The sequence below is a fragment of the Poritiphilus flavus genome, from assembly GCF_009901585.1.
GTDB classification, from domain to species: Bacteria; Bacteroidota; Bacteroidia; order Flavobacteriales; family Flavobacteriaceae; genus Poritiphilus; species Poritiphilus flavus.
Window position 1 is genome coordinate 410,179 of record NZ_WXYO01000002.1, and the last position, 21,608, is coordinate 431,786.

11 protein-coding genes are annotated in these 21,608 nt (G+C 45.8%); 5 read left to right on the forward strand and 6 right to left on the reverse strand.

All coding sequences use genetic code 11. The features are described from left to right. Positions 1-185 precede the first annotated feature (185 nt). From GTQ38_RS05335 to nagB, 5 genes are all read right to left on the reverse strand, one after another. Positions 186-1,262 (reverse strand): anhydro-N-acetylmuramic acid kinase, encoded by a 1,077-nt coding sequence (locus tag GTQ38_RS05335; RefSeq protein ID WP_161434445.1) that lies wholly within the window; start codon positions 1,260-1,262, stop codon positions 186-188. Beyond that, positions 1,249-2,892 carry a glycoside hydrolase family 3 protein gene (locus tag GTQ38_RS05340; RefSeq protein ID WP_238857800.1) on the reverse strand — a complete coding sequence of 548 codons (1,644 nt, stop codon included), beginning with the start codon at positions 2,890-2,892 and terminating at the stop codon, positions 1,249-1,251. Before GTQ38_RS05340 ends, GTQ38_RS05335 begins: the two co-directional genes overlap by 14 nt. Then, entirely contained in the window at positions 2,861-4,135 is a 1,275-nt protein-coding gene (locus tag GTQ38_RS05345; protein ID WP_161434446.1) for an MFS transporter, read from the reverse strand. Before GTQ38_RS05345 ends, GTQ38_RS05340 begins: the two co-directional genes overlap by 32 nt. Further along, positions 4,132-5,709 (reverse strand): glycoside hydrolase family 10 protein, encoded by a 1,578-nt coding sequence (locus GTQ38_RS05350; RefSeq protein WP_238857801.1) that lies wholly within the window; start codon positions 5,707-5,709, stop codon positions 4,132-4,134. Before GTQ38_RS05350 ends, GTQ38_RS05345 begins: the two co-directional genes overlap by 4 nt. A gap of 174 nt (positions 5,710-5,883) precedes the next feature. Continuing rightward, positions 5,884-7,833, reverse strand: coding sequence for a glucosamine-6-phosphate deaminase (nagB, locus tag GTQ38_RS05355; protein ID WP_161434447.1), 1,950 nt, complete (start codon positions 7,831-7,833; stop codon positions 5,884-5,886). 175 nt (positions 7,834-8,008) lie between these two features. Here nagB and GTQ38_RS05360 point away from each other — a divergent pair, with 175 nt between their 5' ends. Further along, complete coding sequence (locus tag GTQ38_RS05360) at positions 8,009-8,758, forward strand: DeoR/GlpR family DNA-binding transcription regulator (protein WP_161434448.1); 750 nt, start codon at positions 8,009-8,011, stop codon at positions 8,756-8,758. A 2-nt stretch (positions 8,759-8,760) separates the two neighbouring features. After that, positions 8,761-9,591 carry an N-acetylmuramic acid 6-phosphate etherase gene (gene murQ / locus GTQ38_RS05365; protein ID WP_161434449.1) on the forward strand — a complete coding sequence of 277 codons (831 nt, stop codon included), beginning with the start codon at positions 8,761-8,763 and terminating at the stop codon, positions 9,589-9,591. A gap of 552 nt (positions 9,592-10,143) precedes the next feature. On the opposite strand, the gene GTQ38_RS05370 is transcribed toward murQ, so the two are convergent. After that, the gene (locus tag GTQ38_RS05370; protein WP_161434450.1) at positions 10,144-11,274 is read right to left on the reverse strand and encodes a PQQ-dependent sugar dehydrogenase; all 1,131 of its coding nucleotides are present in this window, start codon (positions 11,272-11,274) and stop codon (positions 10,144-10,146) included. Positions 11,275-11,410: 136 nt separating this feature from the next. On the opposite strand from GTQ38_RS05370, the gene GTQ38_RS05375 reads away from it, so the two are divergent. From GTQ38_RS05375 to GTQ38_RS05385, 3 genes are all read left to right on the forward strand, one after another. Continuing rightward, on the forward strand, positions 11,411-19,765 hold the full coding sequence (locus GTQ38_RS05375; RefSeq protein WP_161434451.1) for a T9SS type B sorting domain-containing protein: 8,355 nt from the start codon (positions 11,411-11,413) through the stop codon (positions 19,763-19,765). A gap of 185 nt (positions 19,766-19,950) precedes the next feature. Beyond that, positions 19,951-20,532 (forward strand): Crp/Fnr family transcriptional regulator, encoded by a 582-nt coding sequence (locus GTQ38_RS05380; RefSeq protein WP_161434452.1) that lies wholly within the window; start codon positions 19,951-19,953, stop codon positions 20,530-20,532. A 102-nt stretch (positions 20,533-20,634) separates the two neighbouring features. After that, positions 20,635-21,111: an SRPBCC family protein gene (locus tag GTQ38_RS05385; protein WP_161434453.1), complete on the forward strand. Its 477-nt coding sequence runs from the start codon at positions 20,635-20,637 to the stop codon at positions 21,109-21,111. Positions 21,112-21,608: the final 497 nt, after the last annotated feature.

A 21,608-nucleotide genomic window follows, 5' to 3' on the forward strand; every position in this document is an offset into this window, starting at 1 on the left:
CCTGACATGGCCAGAGCTGTTGTTTTATTTTGGGTCTCGACTGCGCTCGACCTGACATGGCCAGAGCTGTTGTTTTGTTTTGGGTCTCGACTGCGCTCGACCTGACATGGCCTGGTGGACGCTCGACCTGACAATGGTTGTTCAGGGTCTGAAGATAGGCTTTCGGACTGCAAGAAACATGCAAATCAAGAGGGCAAATAAATTACCCCGCTGGACGAGTCTTTCCGGGCTCCGGTGACGGAGCTAAGGACGTTTACCTTGTTTTCCAGCCGAAGTACACCCATTAAAGAAAAGACCAGGGCTTCCTTGTATTCAATCAGTTGTTTGTTCGGGATTACAAGACTTACGGTACTACCTAACTTTCGTTGTAACAGGTTCATCATAAAGGTATTCAAGGCCCCTCCTCCGGTTACAAAAAGGGTATTCGTTGCTTTAGAAGTATGCTGTTTTACCTGAAGCGCGACTTGTTCGCAAATATGATGAATAGCAGTATGTAGTAAGTTTTCCAGGGAGTCATCGCAGGCATCTACTAGAGGGACCACCTTTTCCGTAAACCATTCATAACCCGTAGATTTAGGAAAAGGAAGCTTATAGTATTCCAGGGCGTTTAATTGAGAAAGTAAAGTCTCGTTTATTGAGCCCTTTGATGCCCGTTCACCACCCTTATCATAGGCCAGTCCTGTTTTTGCCGTAATATGATTCAGTATCATATTGGCCAGACCTATGTCATAGGCAATCCTGGAACCCTGGTGCTTAAAGGAGACGTTGCTTATGCCCCCCAAATTGAGGCAAAAGTCGTAATGACCAAAAAAAAGCTCATCCCCTATAGGTACCAATGGAGCTCCTTCACCACCAAGGGCCACGTCGTTCGACCGGAAATCACATATTGTCTTTATTCCAGTGCTGTTAGCCAGGTGCTGCCCGTTCCCAATTTGAAAAGTAAGGCCGTTCTCAGGCTGGTGATGGGTGGTATGACCGTGACTCGCGATAAAATCTACTTCCAGGTCTTTTCCCTGAAGAAAGCCATTCACCTGCTCACCTAACCATTCGCCGTAGCTATTGTGAAGTTTTAATAGCGCATCGGCCGGGAGAAAAATGGAATTCTTTAATTCTTTACGCATTTCAGATTCATAGGATATGGAACTTCCCTCTTTAATATCGAACCGCCAATTGTTTTGATCGGATTGAATATGACAGTACGCCATATCCAAACCATCCAGGGATGTGCCAGACATTAGTCCAAGAACCTTATATGTTTTCATGATCGTAATTTTTTACAGTTACCGGAAGCATTCCTACGGCATTAGACCGCCCCAGGAAATGATAGGCGGCGTTCTTTTGAAACTCGGGAAAGTCCTGATAAGCTACAATTACGGCTTCCAGGCTTTGTAAATCAAATAAATTCAGAACATATGGGTTTCCGAAGAGGTACAATACAACCTTTTTAGTTCTGGATAGCGTACGGATAAATTCCAGTTGTTCTGCCGGGATGTCAAAATTGTTCTGAGGTTTGACTTTTGGGGGTACCAGCCCTATAAGTATTTGATCATAATCACCAATCACTTTTTCAAAATTCGAGAATTGATCTTGAGAACTGTAGCAATGTTCAAAGGGAAGCTCCTTTGCTATGGTATCAAAGAAAAGCGAATCCTTTTGAGCGGATAGGCACAGGCCTATAAATTTCCCACCGCTGAAGTCCTTTAGCTTGTCCGGATTGCCTCTGACAAAACTAAGACTGTGTTCCGCGAGTTTCTGATTCAGGACTGCATGATCGGTTCCTGAAGTTGCAGGAATTTGGGTGGCGGTGGCCATGGCCTTTTCCTTTAATTTCCAGATCCTTTCAAAACTTTCCTCTACCAGCTGAGGATCTGCCTCTTTTGCAATTTCCTCAATACCTTCAGGCACGTTTTCCGCAAAGCATAATATGTCGTTCCCGGCAAGGAAAGCCTGACACTCCAATTGTCCTTTTTTCTCAAAACGCCGGGACACCGCATGCATATTAAGGGCGTCGGTAACTACCAGACCATCAAAGCCCAATTCCTTTCGCAAAACTTCCCTGATAATCTTTGACGATACCGAGGTTGGTGTCTCGGTATTTCCGGTAAGCGCGGGCACTGAAAGATGACCTACCATGACCGAATCTACTTTGTTTTCTATAAGTTTTTGAAATGGGTAAAGCTCATTGTGTAATAAGGCTTCTTTGGACTTATCGATCAAGGGTAATCCAAGGTGTGAATCCGTTGCCGTATCTCCATGACCTGGAAAGTGCTTGGAACTGGTTAGCAGTCCGACACTTTGCATACCTTTCATCATTTGGATTGCTTTACGGCTTACCGGTTCTTTGTTTTCACCGAAGGATCTATAACCAATAACCGGATTTTCCGGATTGTTATTGATATCAGCTACTGGCGCAAAGTTCCAGTGTATCCCGGCATTCAAACAATCAATAGCCATCTGCTTTCCTACCTCAAAAATAAGATCATCTCCCTCCGGAATCGCGCCGAGGGTAATGGCATAAGGGTATTGCGGAGTATTTTCCACACGCATGGCCAGTCCCCATTCTGCATCTATCGCTATGATCAAAGGGTATTTGGCAGAGTTTTGATACCTTTCGATCAGTCCCTCCAACACATCCAGACTTTTGGCGTTGTAGATCACCTCCTTTTTGCCTTCGTAATTGGTTGCAGCGCTGGCCCGACTGTGAAAAAAACACAAGCCTCCAATAGCGCTTTCTTTGATGAGTTTCTCCAGTTTAAGGATCTCTTCTTCAGAATCATTGATAAAGGCAGCAGGCATAAACAGTTGCCCGATCTTCTCCTGAAGACTAAGGCTATGCTTTGCAGTTTGGTAAGGGATTATTTTAGGCATTGTTCTCAGCTCCTTTTTTGCCATAATCAGGCGGATATTTAATGTATTTCAGCAAAATAATTGAGGGTAAGGCTGCGAGTACAACCCAGATAAAAAAGCCATCGTAACCCAGCCATTCCTGGACAAAACCGCTAATCAGGCCGGGTAGCATCATGCCCAGAGCCATAAAACCTGTCGCCAGGGCATAGTGCGAAGTTTTTGAGACCCCTTCAGCTATATAGATCAGGAAAACCATAAAACCGGCAATGGCAAAACCGTAACCGAATTGTTCGAGAACTACCGTAGTTACCACAGCTGCAATATGCGAGGTTTTGGTAATCGCGAGAAAAGCGTAAAAGGCATTTGGGATATTGAGCGAAAGCACCATTGGAAACATCCACTTTTTTAGCCCGTCCCGGGATATTAGTATTCCGCCAAGTATGCCACCAACTGTGAGCATAATTACCCCAATGGTACCATAAATTGTCCCTACCTCTGCCGTGCTGTAACCCAGGCCTCCTACGGCCGGATCATCCAGGAGAAATGGGGAAGCCATCTTGACCAATTGGGATTCCCCCAGCCGGAAAAACAGCACAAAAGTAAGGGCCATTCCCATTCCGGGTTTCTTAAAGAAACTGATAAACACCTCCATAAAACCTGAAGGTTTTTCCAATTTGATGCCTTCGGAGCTTTCGTATTTGGGAGTCACAAAAAAATTGGCCAGCGTTAGGGAGAACATTAGCAATGCGGCACAGATCATGGTTATGGACCACGCCTTAGTGTTGTCGCCATAATGGTTTTCCAGAAAACCCGCCAGAATAACCAACAATCCCTGGCCGGTTACATTGGCAAGTTTGTAGAAAGTGCTTCGGACTCCTACAAAAAAAGATTGTTTCTCCTGGGTAAGCCCTATCATATAATATCCGTCCGCGGCCACATCGTTGGTGGCAGAAGCGAAGGCCGCCATCCAGAAGCAGGCGAGGGTGGTTACAAAAAAGATATTGGTAGGTAAAAACAGACCTATCCCAAGAAATGAAATTGAAACCAATAGCTGCATGAGCAGGAACCACTTTCGTTTGGTCCAGATCAGTTCCATAAATGGACTCCAAAGCGGTTTTATTACCCAGGGAAGGTACAGCCAGCTGGTATATAACCCGATGTCCGCGTTGCTGACACCCAGTTTTTTGTACATGATCACAGAAACGGTAACAACCATTACGTAGGGGAGACCCTGGGTGAAATACAGCACAGGTACCCATGCCCATGCCCATTTGTTTTTCTGTATCATATCCGCGTTTCGTTTAAATGTAGTACAATTGATTTGGTTTCAGTTCTATAGCGATCCAGGAAGGTGACAGCAATCGCGCCTTTTTTGGCAATCAGTTTTTTTCCAAGATTGAATACGGAGCGGCCATTGAGATGTATTTTGGCAATCAGTTGATTCATATCGGTGGTGTCTAGCTGTTCCGGTTTTCGGGTAGCATAAACGAGTGCATACTGATACTGATCCGGTGCGTGGAGTTCAAATGAAAGTTGATAGAAATTCGAGGCTTCCTTTTGGCTCAGAAATTCAGGCTGTGCGTTTAGCAATTCACCCTTTTGGTGGGAGGCAGGCGTTAAGGCAGTCTTTTGGTAAAGCCGTTTTTGGATATGCTTAACCACATCCTCTTTTCCGGATAGCAGTGATTTTGCACTAAAAAAGGCGTTCCCCTGCACTTCGGGAAGGCTTCGCGCAAATTCCAGTTGTTTCGGGAGCTCTTTTTTCCTCTTCCAGGCCTTATCGCTGTTATTCCTGATCTTATATGCCCCGTTTCCAATGTATAAATTCGTGTGTTTAACCTTCGCACTCCACCAGTTTACCAGTTTTCGATGTGAGGCTACTTCCAGGTCCATACTCCAATAGAGCTGAGGGATAAGATAGTCTATCCATCCCTTTTCCATCCAAACCAAGGGGTCCGCATACAGATCCTCAAAAGTGGTCTGCCCTGCCCTGGTATCTGAGCCATTGGGGTCAGTTGAATTGTTCTTCCACACCCCAAAAGGACTTATGCCGAATTGCACCCAGGGTTTGTGCGATTTAATACTGCGATGGGCCTGTGCTATCAGAGAATCTACATTACTTCTTCTCCAGTCTTCCAGATCCTGATTCGGATCGGCATATGCTTCAAAACTTTGTTGATCGTCAAAGTTTTCACCCTGAATTCTGTAGGGGTAAAAGTAGTCGTCAAAATGGATGGCATCAATATCGTAACGGGCAGTCACTTCGGCAATTACCTCGACCAACTTTTGACGAACTTCAGGAAGTCCGGGATTGTAGTAGTATTTCTTCCCATACTTTATCATCCAGTCCGGGTGCAGAAAATAGTCGTGATCCTGGGCCAGCACTTCCGTTTTAAGATCAAATGTAGCCCTGTATGGATTTAGCCAGGCGTGGAATTCGAAACCGTACTCATGGGCTCTGGCGATCATCCATTTCAAGGGATCTTCATCGGCAGCTGGGGCTTCACCCTCCTTTCCTGTAAGAAATCGGGACCAAGGAGCCAGATCCGAAGGATACAGGGCATCACCGGCAGTGCGTATCTGCACGATCACGGTGTTAAAATTCAGGTCTTTATAGAATTTTAGAAGGTTTAAATAGTCTTTTTTTTGTTTCTCCCAGGAGTCTGTACCCCTTGCAGGCCAATCGATGTTTACTACCGTAGCGATCCAGACGCCCCTGAATTCCGTTTTTGGTGATGGTAAACCTGGTTTTAGCACCTTACATGAACTGAAAAGAAGGACGAAAGCAAGAAGAAGTGTACCAATAGAACGGATGCGGGAAGTTGGTTGATACTTAATGCCGTCTAAGGAGGAGTCTTCCAATGGTTATGGTTATTTGTCTGCTAAGTTAAGAAATCCCATTGCAGCTTGGTTTGCAGTGGATGGTCATTTGGAAAATTGCCTTCAGCCTTTTCGAGGGTCTCGCCCGTTTGGAAACGAGCGGACTCTCGATATTACAAGGAGTATCTTCCTTTGGCTATTCAAATAATGCGATACTTAGGGTCTGTTGAATTTGTAGCGTACAAAGCCCTCCATGGCCTCGTATTCTGCCATTCCCAGGGCATTGTATTTGCGTGCGGTTTCCGTGTTTCGCTGTTCGGCACGTTGCCAGAATTCCCTTTCGTCATTTCCCGGGAACATAGCACTGTCTTTCTGAGATTGATGCTTGAAAATTGCATTTTTTTTGCGGTTCATGTCTTTAGGGCCTATTGGCACAGTCATTTCCATATCCGCAATGTCCCATTCCTGCCATGCCCCGCGGTACAACCATACATAACAGTCGTTGATCCAGTCCGATCCTTCGCGAACGAGACGGTCTATGGCCGCATAGATGATCTGCAAACATACCCTGTGAGTTCCGTGTGGGTCTGAAAGGTCTCCGGCAGCGAATATCTGATGTGGTTTTACTTTTTGGAGCAGGTCATAGGTAATCTGTACATCTTCTTCGGAAAAGGGATTTTTCTTCACGGTCCCTGTTTCGTAGAATGGGAGGTTCTGGAAGTGAGCGTTATTTTCATCTACACCACAGTAGCGACAGGCAGCAAGGGCTTCTCCTTTTCGGATCAGGCCTTTGATATTCTGAATTTCAGGGCTGTCTACCTGCCCGGGTTTTTTGGCGCTTAGGAATGCCCTTACTTCCAGGAACTTTTTGCGCAATTCCTCGTCTTCTGCCTGGATGTCCGTGGCAAAATCCAGAAAGCGGATAACTTCGTCGTCAAACACCGCAATATTTCCTGAGGTTTGGTAGGCGACATGAACTTCATGTCCCTGATCCACAAGTCTGAGTAGTGTTCCTCCCATAGAGATCACGTCGTCATCCGGGTGTGGGCTGAAGATCAGCGAAGTCTTTGGGTAGGGATCTTTGCGTTCCGGACGCTGACTGTCGTCCGCATTGGGTTTTCCACCGGGCCATCCGGTAATTGTTCTTTGCAATTGGTTGAATACGATAAGGTTGATATGTTCCGCTGAACCTACCTCTGCGATCAGGTTACCCATTCCGTATTCGTTGTAATCTTCATTGGTGAGTTTTAGAATAGCTTTGTTGAGCTTTTCGGAAAGCCATAGGGTGGCTCGTTTGATGAGTTTTTCATTCCAATCGCATTCGCTTACTAACCAGGGAGTGCTTATCCTTGTGAGCTCGGAGGCGGCTGCCTCATCCAGTATGAAATCGCAATTCTGGTGGTTTTGCAGAAAGGTGGCCGGAACGGATTCACGTATACTGCCTTCAACAGCTTCATTGATGATCATGGCCTTACCTTCTCCCCAGGCCATTAAGATGATGCGTTTAGCGGATAGAATGGTACCTACACCCATGGTGATGGCCCTGGTGGGTACATTTTCGAGTCCAAAAAAGTCGCTGGCGGCATCAAGGCGAGTAACCCGATCGAGCCTCACTAATCTGGTCTTACTGATTAAGGAAGAGCCGGGCTCGTTGAATCCGATATGACCGGTTCTACCGATTCCCAGGACCTGGATATCTATTCCGCCTGCATCTTTGATCTTTTTTTCAAAGTCTTCACAGAATTCACGGACGTCCTCTTTATCTAATGTTCCGTCAGGGATATTTACATTTTCTTTTTTGATGTCTATATGATCGAAGAGGTGTTCGTTCATAAAGCGTACATAACTGTGGATGGAATCCGGTTCCATCGGGAAGTACTCATCCAGGTTGAAGGTTATCACGTTCTTAAAGCTCAGGCCCTCCTCTTTGTGGAATTTTACCAGGAAATCGTAGACTTTGGTAGGGGTGGAGCCGGTTGCTAATCCTAAAACTGCCATTTTTCCTTGCTTTTGTCTTTGCCTGATCAGATCGGCAATTTCATTGGCCACGAAAAATGATGCGTTTTGTGAACTGTCGTGCACATAGGTGTTGATCTTTTCAAACTTGCGGGATTCTTCATCCCTTGGGAAGCTTGCGGTTGTTGGTTTTGTTGATGTTTCAGCCATTTTTATCTAATGATTTAACCTTAGTGAACTACAAAGGTACGAATTAAATTTCATTTTTGCTGTTTTTTGCCGTTTATTTTGCTGTTTAATGCTTTTTTAACATTAAATTAATCTTGAAACAACAAAAAACAGCATTAGAAAGATTTCTTTATCTTTGCCCTGAAAACCAAATTTTATGTTGAAAGAAGAGCGACAAAATGCTATTCTAAATGAAGTTGCCCTGCATAATAGAGTGTTATTGACAGACCTTGCCGAAATGCTGGATGTCTCCATAGACACGGCCCGGAGAGACGTAAAGGAGCTGGACGCGGAGAATAAATTGCGGAAAGTGCATGGGGGAGCTATTTCATTGGGATTTACCGGCCCAACAGCATCAAACAACAATACTTATGCGCTGGAAGAAAAGATCAGCATTGCAAAAAAAGCGCTTAGCCTCCTAAAAGAAGGTAGTGTGGTTTTTATAGATGGCGGAACGACCTGCCTGGAACTGGCACGACTGATCCCGGAGTCTCTTCAACTGACCTGTTTTACCCTGAGCCTGCCTGTAGCCTTACAACTGCTGACAAAACCCAATGTGGAAGTGATCCTTATAGGAGGGCGTATAGCCAGAGAAGCCCAGATCGCTACGGGTTCCAGTGCGGTTCATGCGCTTTCGGAGATCCGCGTAGACTATGGTTTTATCGGTACAGGCTATGTAGATGCTTTGCACGGACTTACCGAGTTCGACTGGGACATCGTACAGGTAAAAAAAGCCGTGATACAAGCATCAAAAAAGGCGGTACTACTATGTATCTCTGAAAAGCTTAACTCCCAACATCGCTATAAAACCTGCAATATCAGTGCAATTAACACTATGATCACTGAGCTTGACCCAAATAATAATTTATTGAACCCTTTTAGAGAACACGAAATACATCTTCTTTAGACATGTCAGATTATACAAAAATCACCGAAACACCTTCGAATTATGATGGCCTGGAGCTTATGGATACTCAGGCCATTTTGGAGAATATGAACCGAGAGGATCAAAAAGTTGCCCTGGCGGTGCAGCAGGCGATCCCACAGATCACCAAACTTGTGGATGCCATTGTACCGCGATTTCTTGACGGGGGAAGACTCTTTTATATTGGTGCCGGCACAAGCGGAAGGTTGGGTATCCTCGATGCGTCGGAGATCCCACCTACCTATGGCCTACCTCATGAACGCGTTATTGGCCTGATAGCCGGGGGTGATATAGCTATAAGAAAATCAGTGGAACATGCGGAAGACGATACTACCCAGGCATGGAAAGATCTCATGGAGCATCAGATGACGGAAAACGATACGGTTGTCGGAATAGCTGCTTCCGGAACTACTCCCTATGTGCTGGGAGGTATTAAGGATGCCCGTGCCAAAGGGCTTTTAACCGCTGGAATCACAAATAACCCGGGATCTCCCCTTGCCGGTTTGGCCGAGATCCCGATTGAGATCAACGTAGGGCCGGAGTTTGTCACCGGGAGTACACGAATGAAAAGCGGAACCTCCCAAAAGTTGGCCCTCAACATGATATCAACTGCCCTTATGATACGGATTGGGCGGGTAAAGGGCAACAAAATGGTAAACATGCAACTGAGCAATAACAAGCTGGTAGACCGCGGAACCCGTTATGTTATGGAAGGACTTCAGGTGGATTATGAAAAAGCTCAGGCCATCCTAAAAGAGCATGGTTCGGTAAAAAAGGCCCTGGAGGCTATGCGAGAGGGGGGCAGTGAGCAGTAATCAGTGAACAGCCCTCCTTCGCTAAAGCTACGGAGGATGAAATCAGTTTGCAAATGACGGTAAACGGTGTCAGTTCGAGCGTCCGCCCGGCCAAGGCGTTCGGACGGGCAGTCGAGACCTAGCCGGTCGGTAGGCAGTGAACAGTAAACAGCCCTCCTTCGCTAAAGCTACGGAGGATGAAATCAGTGGGCAGTGAGCAGTAAACAGTAATCAGTGAACAGTAATCAGTGAACAGCCCTCCTTCGCTAAAGCTACGGAGGATGAATAAGTGAACAGTTGGCAGTGAACAGTACTCCATCTAATTGTCTAGCAGTCTATCCATCTAATCATCCACCAGTCTTATCATCCAACCATCCAATCGTCTATCCATCTAATCGTCCATCAGTCTATTCATCTAACCGTCCAACAATCTAATCATCTAATCATCCAACCGTCCACCAGTCTATCCGTCTAACCGTCCAACAATCTAATCATCCAACCGTCCATCAATCCAACTTCAGTAGGAAAAAAGGCGATCCTTGTGAAGACCTTATAGAGTTAAAGAAATAGCTATTAATTACTACTTGTATTTGGGCTCAGGCGGTAGATACCTTTACCTTCTACGGCAACATAGATCAATCCGTCCGGTCCCTGACGTACATTCCTCACCCTGCCTATACCGTCCATCAGTTTTTCCCTGTAGGTGACCTTATTATCTTCCAGTTCTAGCCTTTCCAGATATTGAAAAGCCAGGGAACCCACAAGAAGGTTTCCCTTCCAGTCTGGAAACTTATTAGAATTCACAAAGGTCATACCGCTTGGTCCTATAGAGGGTACCCAATAGTAAACGGGTTGTTCCATACCTTCTTTTTCAGTGATATCCGTAATAGGGGTTCCGCTGTAATTGATGCCGTAGGTGATCACCGGCCAGCCGTAATTCACGCCTTTCTGTACAATATTGATCTCATCTCCGCCCCTGGGACCGTGTTCGTGGATCCAAATCGCCCCGGTGACCGGGTTTTTGGCCATTCCCTGAGGATTTCTGTTCCCGTAAGTGTAGGCAGCTTCTACCGCACCCTGAGTACCTACGAATGGGTTGTCTTCAGGAATTCGGCCATCGTCGTGAATTCTGTAGATCTTACCCCCGTTCCGGCGAATATTCTGTGGATTTTCATCCCTTGATCCACGGTCTCCAATAGAAAAGTACAGGTATCCATTATTGTCAAATTCCAGTCGGGATCCAAAATGTTGTCCTTTGGTAGTATTTGGTGAAGCTTTATAGAGTAACTCCTTGTTTGTCAATGAGTTATTATTCAGTTTGGCTCTCATTATAGCCGTATTTCCCCCACTTCCCGATCCTTCCTCCGAGGAGTAAGAGAGATAGAGCCAGCCATTTGAGGCGTAATCGGGATGCAATTCGATGTCCATAAGACCTCCCTGGCCTCTGTAATAGACCTCTGGAACATTGTTAATCATGATCTTTTCACCATCCTTAAAATGGATGATTTTCCCTGATTTTTCGGTGATCAGCATGCTGCCATCGGGTAAAAAGACCATACCCCAGGGGATTTCAAGGTCTTCTACGATGAGTTCGGATGAAAAATTGGTTTCTGTCGGGGTATTTATGTCATTATCTGCCTTTTGAGCGCAGGAGAAGGTGGTCATTACAACGAAAAAGCAAAGAAAAATTATACTTTTTTCCATTATCACACGTTAAAATAATAATAATTAATGTAGGCTAACGCCTAAAGATAAAGAGAAAATATAAGTTTAAACAATTACGCTCTAGAATATCCTGATCCCAAATCAAGTGTATTCTTGCCATAACACGAATTAACCTATGCTCCCTAAAAAATCAAGGCATTTCTTGTATGCCCTACTTTTGATTTTGTCGTCAATTGTAGGTTCTTCGGCCATAGCAAATACGAAAGTTTACGAGCTTATATCTGAGATCTCCGAGGCTGTTGAGGAAGCTGTTTCCATAAAGTCGGATACGGCAAATGATACTGAGCTAACAGAAACTGTCAACAACACAAGCGCCATCAATACGAACGCATCGGCGGTAAGTGCCCCGATGTTTATGACCATCATCCAGAATCCGGATGATACGGCTGTATGTTCTATTGACGGTAGTACTCTTGCAAAATTCTTTCTTTGCGGAACCAGCGATATACGTACGCTTACTCTGAGTCAGAGTGGCGGTTCCTATAGCTGGGAAAAACTAGATCCCAACCGCTGTGCACCCTCAATCAGCGAAGAATGTAACAGTACCGATAACAGTTGTTATGACGTGGTTGGTACGGGTTCTACCTACAGCCTGGATTCAGCGGGTGAATTCCGAGTTCGCGTTGGAAGCGGGCAGTATTACTATTTCAGGGCCTCACTTAACCCCCTTGATCCTCAACTTATCAAGGAGGATATTATATGTGGTAACCCAGGTAGGGTAGAGGTAGTTAATGTTCCAGCCGGTTATGAATACAGCCTGAATAGCTCTACCGGCCCTTTCCAGACCGATCCCTTCTTTGATGTGACTACTGCAGGAACTTATCAGGTATGGGTAAGGTTGCAGAATGTTTCCAGCAGTGCCTGCCTTTTCCCTTCCAATACCGTAGATGTACTGGATCTTGATATCGATGTGGATGTTACGGCTAACGATATTCTATGTAGCGGGGAATTGGGGAGTATCGACGTTAGTGTTAGCGGAGTTCCAGGATTCTATACGTATCGCCTTATAAAAAATGGGGTTACGGTGGATACCTTCGGACCCGATGGAGCCAGCAACTATACCTTTGCCAATGTAAGTCCAGGGACCTATAGCGTAAGGGTAGAAACTAATAAATGTAACGAACTCGTTACTTTGGATATCAATGGAGACCCCATCGACATCGGGAATGGTATCAGTCCTATTGATGTTTCGGCAACAGCCTCTGACAGTTTTGGTTGTGGCGCCGCATCCGTAGACGTAACCATTACGACTACCGGGGGAACCTCTCCGTACCGTTATAGCCTGGATGGCGGGACTAATTTTAGTGCTCCATATGCCGGGACCACTATGTTTACGGTAACAACTTCTGGAACCTATAATATATTAGTGGAAGATGCCAATGGTTGTCAGCACACAGCCAGTGTGGATGTGGAAGACCTTCCTCCGCCAGTATACAATATAGTAGCGGAAGATGCGAATTGCGGTGGTGCTAATGACGGTCGGATCACAGTGAATGTTACCAACGGATTCGGATATAACCTGGAATTCAGTATAGACAATGGAACCAACTTCCAGGGAAGTAATGTCTTTAACGGGCTTGCTCCAGGTAGTTACGATGTGGTTGTTCGCTACCAACAGGGTGCCTTTTCATGTACTACTCCGGCCTCTAATGAGACTATAGGTACACCTTCCAGTATAAGTGGTACCGCGAATCCGGACTCTGTTCCCACCTGTTTGAATGAAACAGGCGGACAAATTACCATTTCAGGCGTTAGCGGCGGAACACCGCCTTACGACTATAGTATAGGTGCAGGATTCAGCACAACCACCACCTTTACCAACCTTGGGGTTGGGACATATACTCCACAGATCAGGGATGCAAACAATTGTGTTTTTACACTGCCTCCGATTGTATTCAATGCGCTGGACAAACCTACGGACCTGGATTTTGCCATTTCAAGCCTGAATTGTGCAACGGCAACAGCTTCAGTAACCGTTACGGAAACGGGAGGAACCGCACCCTACACTTACGAGATCATCGCACCAGCAGGTAGCGCCATAAATAATGGAAACAACCCGGTATTTACAGGGCTCGGCCTGGGTACCTATACTTTTAGGGTTACCGATAACGAAGGTTGTTCGTATGATGAGAATTTTGCCATTACGGACATCAGTTCCATTGGAGTAAACGCACAGCAGACCCAGGTGGTTCGATGTGTTGGAGAGAGTAATGGAGAAGGTAGGTTCCTGGTTGACGGTTTTGATAATACCTATACCTATCAGATAGACGCGGCGGCCCCGGTAACCGGGCAGACCAACGGAGTGATTAACCTTACTGGCCTTGCGGCAGGAAGCTACAACATCCTGGTTACAGACGAGGATACCAACTGTACCGATACCGCCACCCTGGTGATCGAGGAACCGGCAGTGGCCTTTGCCATTGGTAGCCTGAATGTGACCGCGATGAGCTGTCAGAATAACAATGTAGGTGCGGTAAGCATCAATACCGTAGGCGGATGGGGCGGTAACCGCTATTCACTCACACTTCCGGATGCTACTACGCTTGGACCTAAAAATGGGAATACCTTTTCCAATCTTACCCAGGATGGTTCGTATCAGGTAAGTGTGACCGATGCAAATGGTTGTACGATCACAGATACCTTTACTTTGACTTCTCTGGACTCTCCGGTTCTGACCGTAGACACCGGAGCCTCCGATTACTGTTATGACAACGTAAACGCGGCTACCATTGTGGTTAATGCCACTGGTGGAGACGGGTCTTACCAGTATAGAATTAACGGCGGTTTGTTAGGCGGTAGTAATACCTTTAATGGCCTTACTCCCGGAACCTACGATATTGAGGTTGTAGACGGTAACGACTGTAGGGACGATATTACCGTTACCATAGAACCTGAGATCACCGCTACAGCGACCACAATACAGGAATTGGATTGTGGTGGACCTCCGGCACAAATCCAGGTAAATATCAGTAATGGTTACCCTTCTGGTGGTGATTATGACTACTACAACGTAAGTATCAACGGAGGAGGATATACCACAACCAATACAAACATTACAGGAAACTCTTTTATTTATAGCATTCCAAACGATGGTTCCATTATTGCGGATACAACCTATCAGTTTGAGGTCTATGACAGCCAGGGATGTAGAACTGAGACCAATGTGGTAACTATCTCACCTCCTGAAACTATTATTGGTGCGGCAGTACCAACGGATACTACCTGTGGCGATAATAACGGTATCATTACCCTGGTACCGGATACCAATTTTGGTGTACCTCCTTATGAGTACAGCGATAATGGCGGAACTACCTTTACGTCTCAGAATATTTATTCTGGATTCGCCCCGGGTACCTATAACACTTTTATGATAAGAGATAGCAGAGGTTGTACTACAGCATTGCTTTCGGCCACTGTGGGAGCAAGTGTGGCTGTTGATGCCACTGTAGTACCAACCGATGCAGTTTGTGCGGCCGGAACTGTGGAAGGATCCATAGATGTTACCGGGGTAGCAAACGGAACAGCGAATTATACTTATACCCTGGAGGATATTAACGGGGTCGCCGTGGCCACCGTAGGCCCAACCCCCGCGACAACAGCTAATTTCCCAAATGTAGCTCCCGGCACCTATACCGTGGTTACTACAGATGCTTCCGGATGTGAGGACAGGGATACAGTGATCATTTCACAAAACCAGTTAGATCTTATTCCAGTATCACCACCGCCAACCACGGATTGTAATACCACATTTACGTATATCGTGGATATTGTTGGGGGTACGCCACCTTATATGATTGGCTTGGTAGGAGATCCGTTGGTTTCACCCAACGTCGATGCCGATACCCATGATTTTACCGGCCAGGTAGGCTATGGAACCACGTATTTTGTACAGGTGGTTGACTTCTTGGGTTGTACCTATATCGAACAAATAGATCCGATTGATCCTCCTACACCATTTACAGTTACGGCTTCAGCGTCCATTGCTTCTTGTACCGGAACAAATGGGGAGATAACATTTACAGTAGATGGCATTGTTCCGAGTCCGGCAGACTTTACCATCCAGGTTCAGAATACGGATACCGGTGCCATTATCTCCGGACCTACCTCATTTACCAACGAACCTATGCCTTATACGGATACCATTACAGGTCTGCCACCGGGGAATTACCAGGTTCTTGTAAATGACGATAACACGAATTGTGACGCCAGCGCCCTGGTAAATATCACTACAGATATCCCATCCTTAGTAGTGGATAATAACGAACCTGCAAATTGTAATGTTGGTGCTCTTGTAACGGTAAGAGGTACGGGAGGAACCGCTCCCTATGGCTTTGCCTATGTGCCAGCAGGAGATCCTGCTCCGACCACATTTACAACACAAACGACATATGAAATACCTGGTCCTTACCCTGCGACCTATGATTTCTATGTAGAAGATGCTAATGGCTGTACCAGTTTTACACCTGTAATAGTAACAGAAGATCCTGGTGTTCCAACGCCAACCGTGGATGTGATCAACCAGTGTACTGCTGTCGCTAACTATACGATCAACGTTACCTCTCCTTTAACTACGGGTCCTGCTCCGGAGGATACTTTTGAATACGATATAGGAGGTGGTTTCCAGAGCAGTCCGAATTTTACCGTTCCGAATCCCGGAGATTATACCATTGTGGTAAGGAATGGCTATGGGTGTACTAATACAGTTGTGGCCCGGGTATTCGACTTTTTTGCGATTTCCGCCAGCGCTACTACAGAGCCTACCTGTAATGCCGGAGATGGTGTTATTACGGTGAATACCTCCGGAGGTAGTGGTAACTTCAGGTATGAATTAGACGATGGGGTGAACCCAGTGATCGTTCAGATCAATAATCCAGTATTTACCAATCTGTTCCCCGCGAACTATACTATCCTGGTAACAGATCTGGATTCAAATACTATTCCTTTATGTGATGACACGGTAACCGTTGATGTAACCGTGGTGAACACTCCGGATATAATTGAACCCGTAGATAGTGAAAACGTAACCTGTAATGGCGCTGATGATGGCTATATCAATGTACAATTGCAACCAGGTACGGATACCGATAGCCCTTTTGAATACTATCTCTATATCGGCGCAAGCGGTACACCGTTACGAGGTCCTCAGGCTTCCGCCTTATTTGATAACCTTCCACCGGACACCTACCAGGTAGAGGTGGTCTCGGACAGAGGCTGTTCAGACAGATCAGGCAATATTATCATTACAGAGCCTACAGTTCTGCAATTGGCAGAGACGCATACAGACTTTGTGTGTGACCCGAACAACAACAGATTTAATACGGCTACCATTACCGCTTTTACCGATACCAACGGAGACGGTACTGGAGCCAATACCGGTACAGCACCATATACCTATTCCATCACAGACGGTACCACTACCATTAACAATGGTACTAATAACGTGTTTGAAATAGTGGATAACGGTACAGACCAGACCTGGTTTGTTACCGCTACGGACCAGAATGGATGTCAGGAAACCGTACAGGTAGACCTGTTTGCACCAACAGACATTACCTTTAGCTTTAACGTTAACCCAATCAGTTGTGATCCGGCTGACGGAGTAAGTGTCAATCCGGGGTCAATAGAAGTTATTATTAATGAAGGGCCCGGCAATTACCTTGTGGATATTCTTCCGCTTTCCGGATCGCCACTGAGTTCCGGAGGAACGGACCGTGTAAGCTGGCCGATAAGCATCCCCGGAGATTACATCTTTGAGGTGACGGTTGTAGGCGGATGTAGCTATTTGACGCCTATTGTAAACGTTCCCGAATACAACACTATAGAAGCTGTTGTAGCTGAAACAGAGCCGGTAACCTGTTTTAACGGTAATGACGGGGAGATGAGCATTCAGATCAACAACTATACCGGTCAATACAACTGGGAAGTTTTCTCCGTAGACAATTTCGGAGTTGAGACTACCACTGGAGTAACCGGAACCTTTGATACTAACGTACAGAACCCAGAAACCATTACTGGACTGCCAGCGGGTAACCTCGTGGTAAGGGTTGAAGCCTTGGATAGTCCGTTCTGTGATACAGTAAGTAATGTAGCTACGGTCAGAGAGCCGGATAGGGCACTAACTGTTACCGCGACTCAAACCGCAGACGTAACTTGTGCCAATCCAGGCTTAGGAGAGATCTTCCTGGAAGGTGATGGAGGATGGGGAACCTACGAATATCAGGTTGTCGCACCGGACGGGGTTACCATTATTCAGGATTTCCCGAGCACAAATGTTAATATTACTGGACTTTCAGCGGGATTGTATACCGTTAACATTCGGGATGTGGAAGGATGCCCGGAAACAACCACAATTGATCTTCCGGCCCCAACGCCGATTACTGCCGGGATACAGATAGTGAATCCCTTGGCTTGTCCGAATGACAACGACGCCGTGATTGAAGCTCATACGATAGCAGGAGGTCAGGGACCAGGTAATTACCTCTTCCAGTTGAACAGGCTGTCTGATGGTACTCAAAGTGGTCTGCAGACTACCCCTACTTTCAGCAATTTGTCTGCAGGAGATTATACCATTACCATATTAGATGGATGGAATTGTACCTTTACAACTACCATGATCACGGTTCAGGATCCTGATCCGGTTATAGGTGAATTGGTGGAGCTACAACCCCCTGGTTGTGGTAACCTGGGTGTAATGCAACTTACGATCACCAATCCGGAAGTTGGCGTAAGCTACTTCTACCGAAGAGCAGGAACCGCGGATCCGTTCCAGCCGTTCGATGCCCTGGACCCACTGGCGACTACGGTACAGATCACAGAGGATATTACCATAGATCCGGGACCATTCCAGTACGATGTTCAGAACTCCAACGGTTGTCCTTCTGAGGTATCGAACCAGATCTCACTGGATCCGGCAGCAGCCTTGGTCGTGGTGCCTGAAAGCTACCTTATACAGATCAATTGTGCTGATCAGCAAACCGGGATCATCAGATCAGAAGCCTTTGGTGGTATTGGAAATTACGTATATACATTGGTTAATAACGACCTTGGAGCTCCTGGTAACGGAGGAGTACCTGTTGCTCCGCCAACTGCCGGAGATATCCTGGCAGGACCACAATCTTCAGGGATCTTCAGGGATCTGGGTGCAGGAACCTACTGGGTTTTTGCCCAAAGTGGAGGTTGTATCGCTATTACTGATCCGATTGAGATCACAGATCCGCCACCATTAGTACTGGACTACCTGGAGGCAGTACCTGTAAGCTGTTATGGAGATACTGATGGACAATTGATCATTGAAGCAAGTGGAGGAACCGGAATTATTCGCTACTCCATAGCCGATCAACTGAGTGAGTTCTTCGAAGGAGATGACCCTATGTTCCCTAACCGCAAGACCTTTACAGATCTTGAACCAAGGACTTATGAAGTGATCATCCAGGACGATTTAGGATGTACCATTACACAAACTATTGAGATAACTGAGCCTACAGAACTGGTAGCTGGAATCGCGGATTCCACTCCGGAAACCTGTCTGGGTGATGCGGATGGTACCGTTACACTTACCGTAAACGGTGGAACACCTCCATATGAGTTTGCCCTGAATTCCACCGATCCGGCAGACTTTGCACCAAATCCGGCAATGTTCTGGGACAATCTTGTAGGAGGAGATACCTATGTGATCTTTGTTAGAGATGCCAACGATTGTGAAACCAATGTGATCGTTCCGGTAGGTATTGGAGTGGACCTTCAGCCGCTTACGGATATTCAATACGGATGCGATGGCATATTCCCGAATAGTACGGTAACGGTGTCCATGCAGGATACAAGTCAATACTCAGATCTATTATTTGCCTTAAATCCTGTGGATCCTACAGATGCGATTACGGCCCTTGCAAGCACTGAAAGGACCTGGGGCGATCTGCCCGCGGGAGATCATACGGTTTACATTTACCATTCAAATGGTTGTACCACATTTGTAGAATTTACTACAGATGCCTATGACCCTTTGACCCTGGATGCGGTAAAATCCGGCCCTAACGAGATTACCGCTACGGCAACAGGAGGTTATGGCGGATATGAATACTTCTTCCAGGGGGTTTCTTTTGGAGATGTGAATGTGTATGAAACGAATGAAGATGCCATGGTGAACATCCGTGTTGTAGACGACGGCGGATGTGAAGCTACCCTGGCCATTCCGTTTGATTTCACCGGCATGCTGGAGATACCTAAGTTCTTTACTCCGGACGGAGATAACAATAACGATGTCTGGTTCCCCAGAAACAGGGATTTCTTCCCCTTTATCGAGGTGAAGATCTACGACAGATATGGAAGGGTAGTGGCCATTCTGGACCAGGTAACTAACTGGGACGGAACCTACGAAGGTGCTGAATTACCTACCGGGGATTACTGGTATGTAGTTAACGCCAACGACAAGGAAAAACAGCAATACGTAGGCCATTTTACCTTATATAGATAGTATTTTTTTCAATGGAGTATGGTTGAGCAAGCGTCAAAGAGATTTGGCGCTTGTTCTATTTTAAAAGGCTCAGTTGAAGGGGGATTTTATACGGCTTAAGAGCTAAATGATCAATTCAGATTCAATTTTACTTCTTTAACAGTTTTTGCGTGGATTTTGTGTGAGCATGGCCTAACTTTGAGTGTATGGAAGCACTCAGGAAATATTTCATGTCTGTAGAGGATCTGTCTGCGGGAGAGATGGATTTCCTACTCTCTCATATTAAGACAAAGGAAATTCCAAAGGGTACGCCCTTGTTCCAGGAAGGCGATTTGGTACGTTCCATCTATTTTTTAGAAAGTGGAGTGCTGCATCATTTCAATTATACTCCGGAAGGGGAGAAGAAGACCTTAAGACTACGCGAGGCTCCCTGTTTTTGTACGGACCTGGAGAGCTTTTCCACAGCCAAAAGGTCTGAACAGAGTTGCGTGGCCATGACGGATTGCACCATACACGAATTGACGAAACCCAAATATGATTCTCTTATTAACACTAGCATGAGGTGGAGTAATTTTGTTAAAACGATTACCGAATTGAGTTTGGTTAAAGTACTTGAAGAAATCAAGGAGATTGCAAACAAATCCGTCCGTGAGCGTTACCACGAACTAGCAGAAAAAAGACCAGGCCTGCTCCAGGTTGTGCCGCTACAAACCATAGCTTCTTATTTGGGTACATCCAGGGAAACACTACACCGTATCAGGAGAACAGAAATCCTTCAGAATTCTTAAAATTTTGTTAGTGTGTCATTTGACACATTTTTTGATTTTTAAAGGGGTCAACTTTATAGTTGTAACACATCAATGAAGTAAGACCATTTAAAAACAACTCCAATGAAAAAGTTCGGATTATTAGTTCTTCTGTTTGCCGTTCAATTGGCCATGGCCCAGAACGGTTCAAAAAGTTTTACGGCCAGTGTACTTGCTACACAGAGCGAAGAAAAAGCCTGGGAAGTTATCACCGAGGTATCCCAGTGGAAAAAATGGGATAAGATGGTGATTGATACCAAATTCGATACTGATTTTAATGAGAAAACCACAGGGGTGATGATCCGTCCGGGAGGTCAGATCAATGAGTTTAAGATAGTTGCTGTGGACCCGGGTAGATCCTATACTTTCAGCCATAAGCTGTCTTCAGGAATGCTTTATGTACGGAGGACGGTAGCTCCGGCAGATTCAGGGTCAAAGATCACGGAGGAAGTCTGGTTTAAGGGGATCTCTAAAAAGACCTTTGAAAAATACTACGGCCCTGATTTTGAGCAAAAGCTTCAAAATAATTTGGAACGATTGAAAGGATTACTGGAAAGCTGAGGTTATTCCAAAAAAAGAATTTACAAGGCCGAAGGTATACTTCGGCCTTTCTGTTTCAGGCAAATTTTTGGTAAAAAGATATGATATCTTTATACAACTCTTTATTTTTGTCACCCTTTTGAAATGGATGGCCAGAGCCGTCAGTTTGAATCTGTAAACCGGGATGTGGCCCCACGGCTGCGCTCGGGGCAGGCTCCGTCTGGTACCCAGACTGCTTATATTAGTACAGTTTGAGCTTCGGAGTATGAAATATTGAAATATCACAGTCTAAACTGTGAATCGGGATGTGGCCCCACGGCTGCGCTCGGGGCAGGCTCCGTCTGGTACCCAGACTGCTTATATTATTACAGTTTGGGCTACGGAGTATGAAATAATGAAATATCACAGTTGAAACTGTGAATCGGGATGTGGCCTCACGGCTGCGCTCGGGGCAGGCTCCGTCTGGTACCCAGACTGCTTATATTATTACAGTTTGGGCTACGGAGTATGAAATAATG

What these genes read in the sequence shown, in the direction of transcription:
- GTQ38_RS05335 (WP_161434445.1), bottom strand. Translation starts at nt 1,262, where the DNA reads ATGAAAACATATAAGGTTCTTGGACTAATGTCTGGCACATCCCTGGAT.
- GTQ38_RS05340 (WP_238857800.1), bottom strand. Translation starts at nt 2,892, where the DNA reads ATGGCAAAAAAGGAGCTGAGAACAATGCCTAAAATAATCCCTTACCAA.
- GTQ38_RS05345 (WP_161434446.1), bottom strand. Translation starts at nt 4,135, where the DNA reads ATGATACAGAAAAACAAATGGGCATGGGCATGGGTACCTGTGCTGTAT.
- nagB (WP_161434447.1), bottom strand. Translation starts at nt 7,833, where the DNA reads ATGGCTGAAACATCAACAAAACCAACAACCGCAAGCTTCCCAAGGGAT.
- GTQ38_RS05360 (WP_161434448.1), top strand. Translation starts at nt 8,009, where the DNA reads ATGTTGAAAGAAGAGCGACAAAATGCTATTCTAAATGAAGTTGCCCTG.
- murQ (WP_161434449.1), top strand. Translation starts at nt 8,761, where the DNA reads ATGTCAGATTATACAAAAATCACCGAAACACCTTCGAATTATGATGGC.
- GTQ38_RS05370 (WP_161434450.1), bottom strand. Translation starts at nt 11,274, where the DNA reads ATGGAAAAAAGTATAATTTTTCTTTGCTTTTTCGTTGTAATGACCACC.
- GTQ38_RS05375 (WP_161434451.1), top strand. Translation starts at nt 11,411, where the DNA reads ATGCTCCCTAAAAAATCAAGGCATTTCTTGTATGCCCTACTTTTGATT.
- GTQ38_RS05380 (WP_161434452.1), top strand. Translation starts at nt 19,951, where the DNA reads ATGGAAGCACTCAGGAAATATTTCATGTCTGTAGAGGATCTGTCTGCG.
- GTQ38_RS05385 (WP_161434453.1), top strand. Translation starts at nt 20,635, where the DNA reads ATGAAAAAGTTCGGATTATTAGTTCTTCTGTTTGCCGTTCAATTGGCC.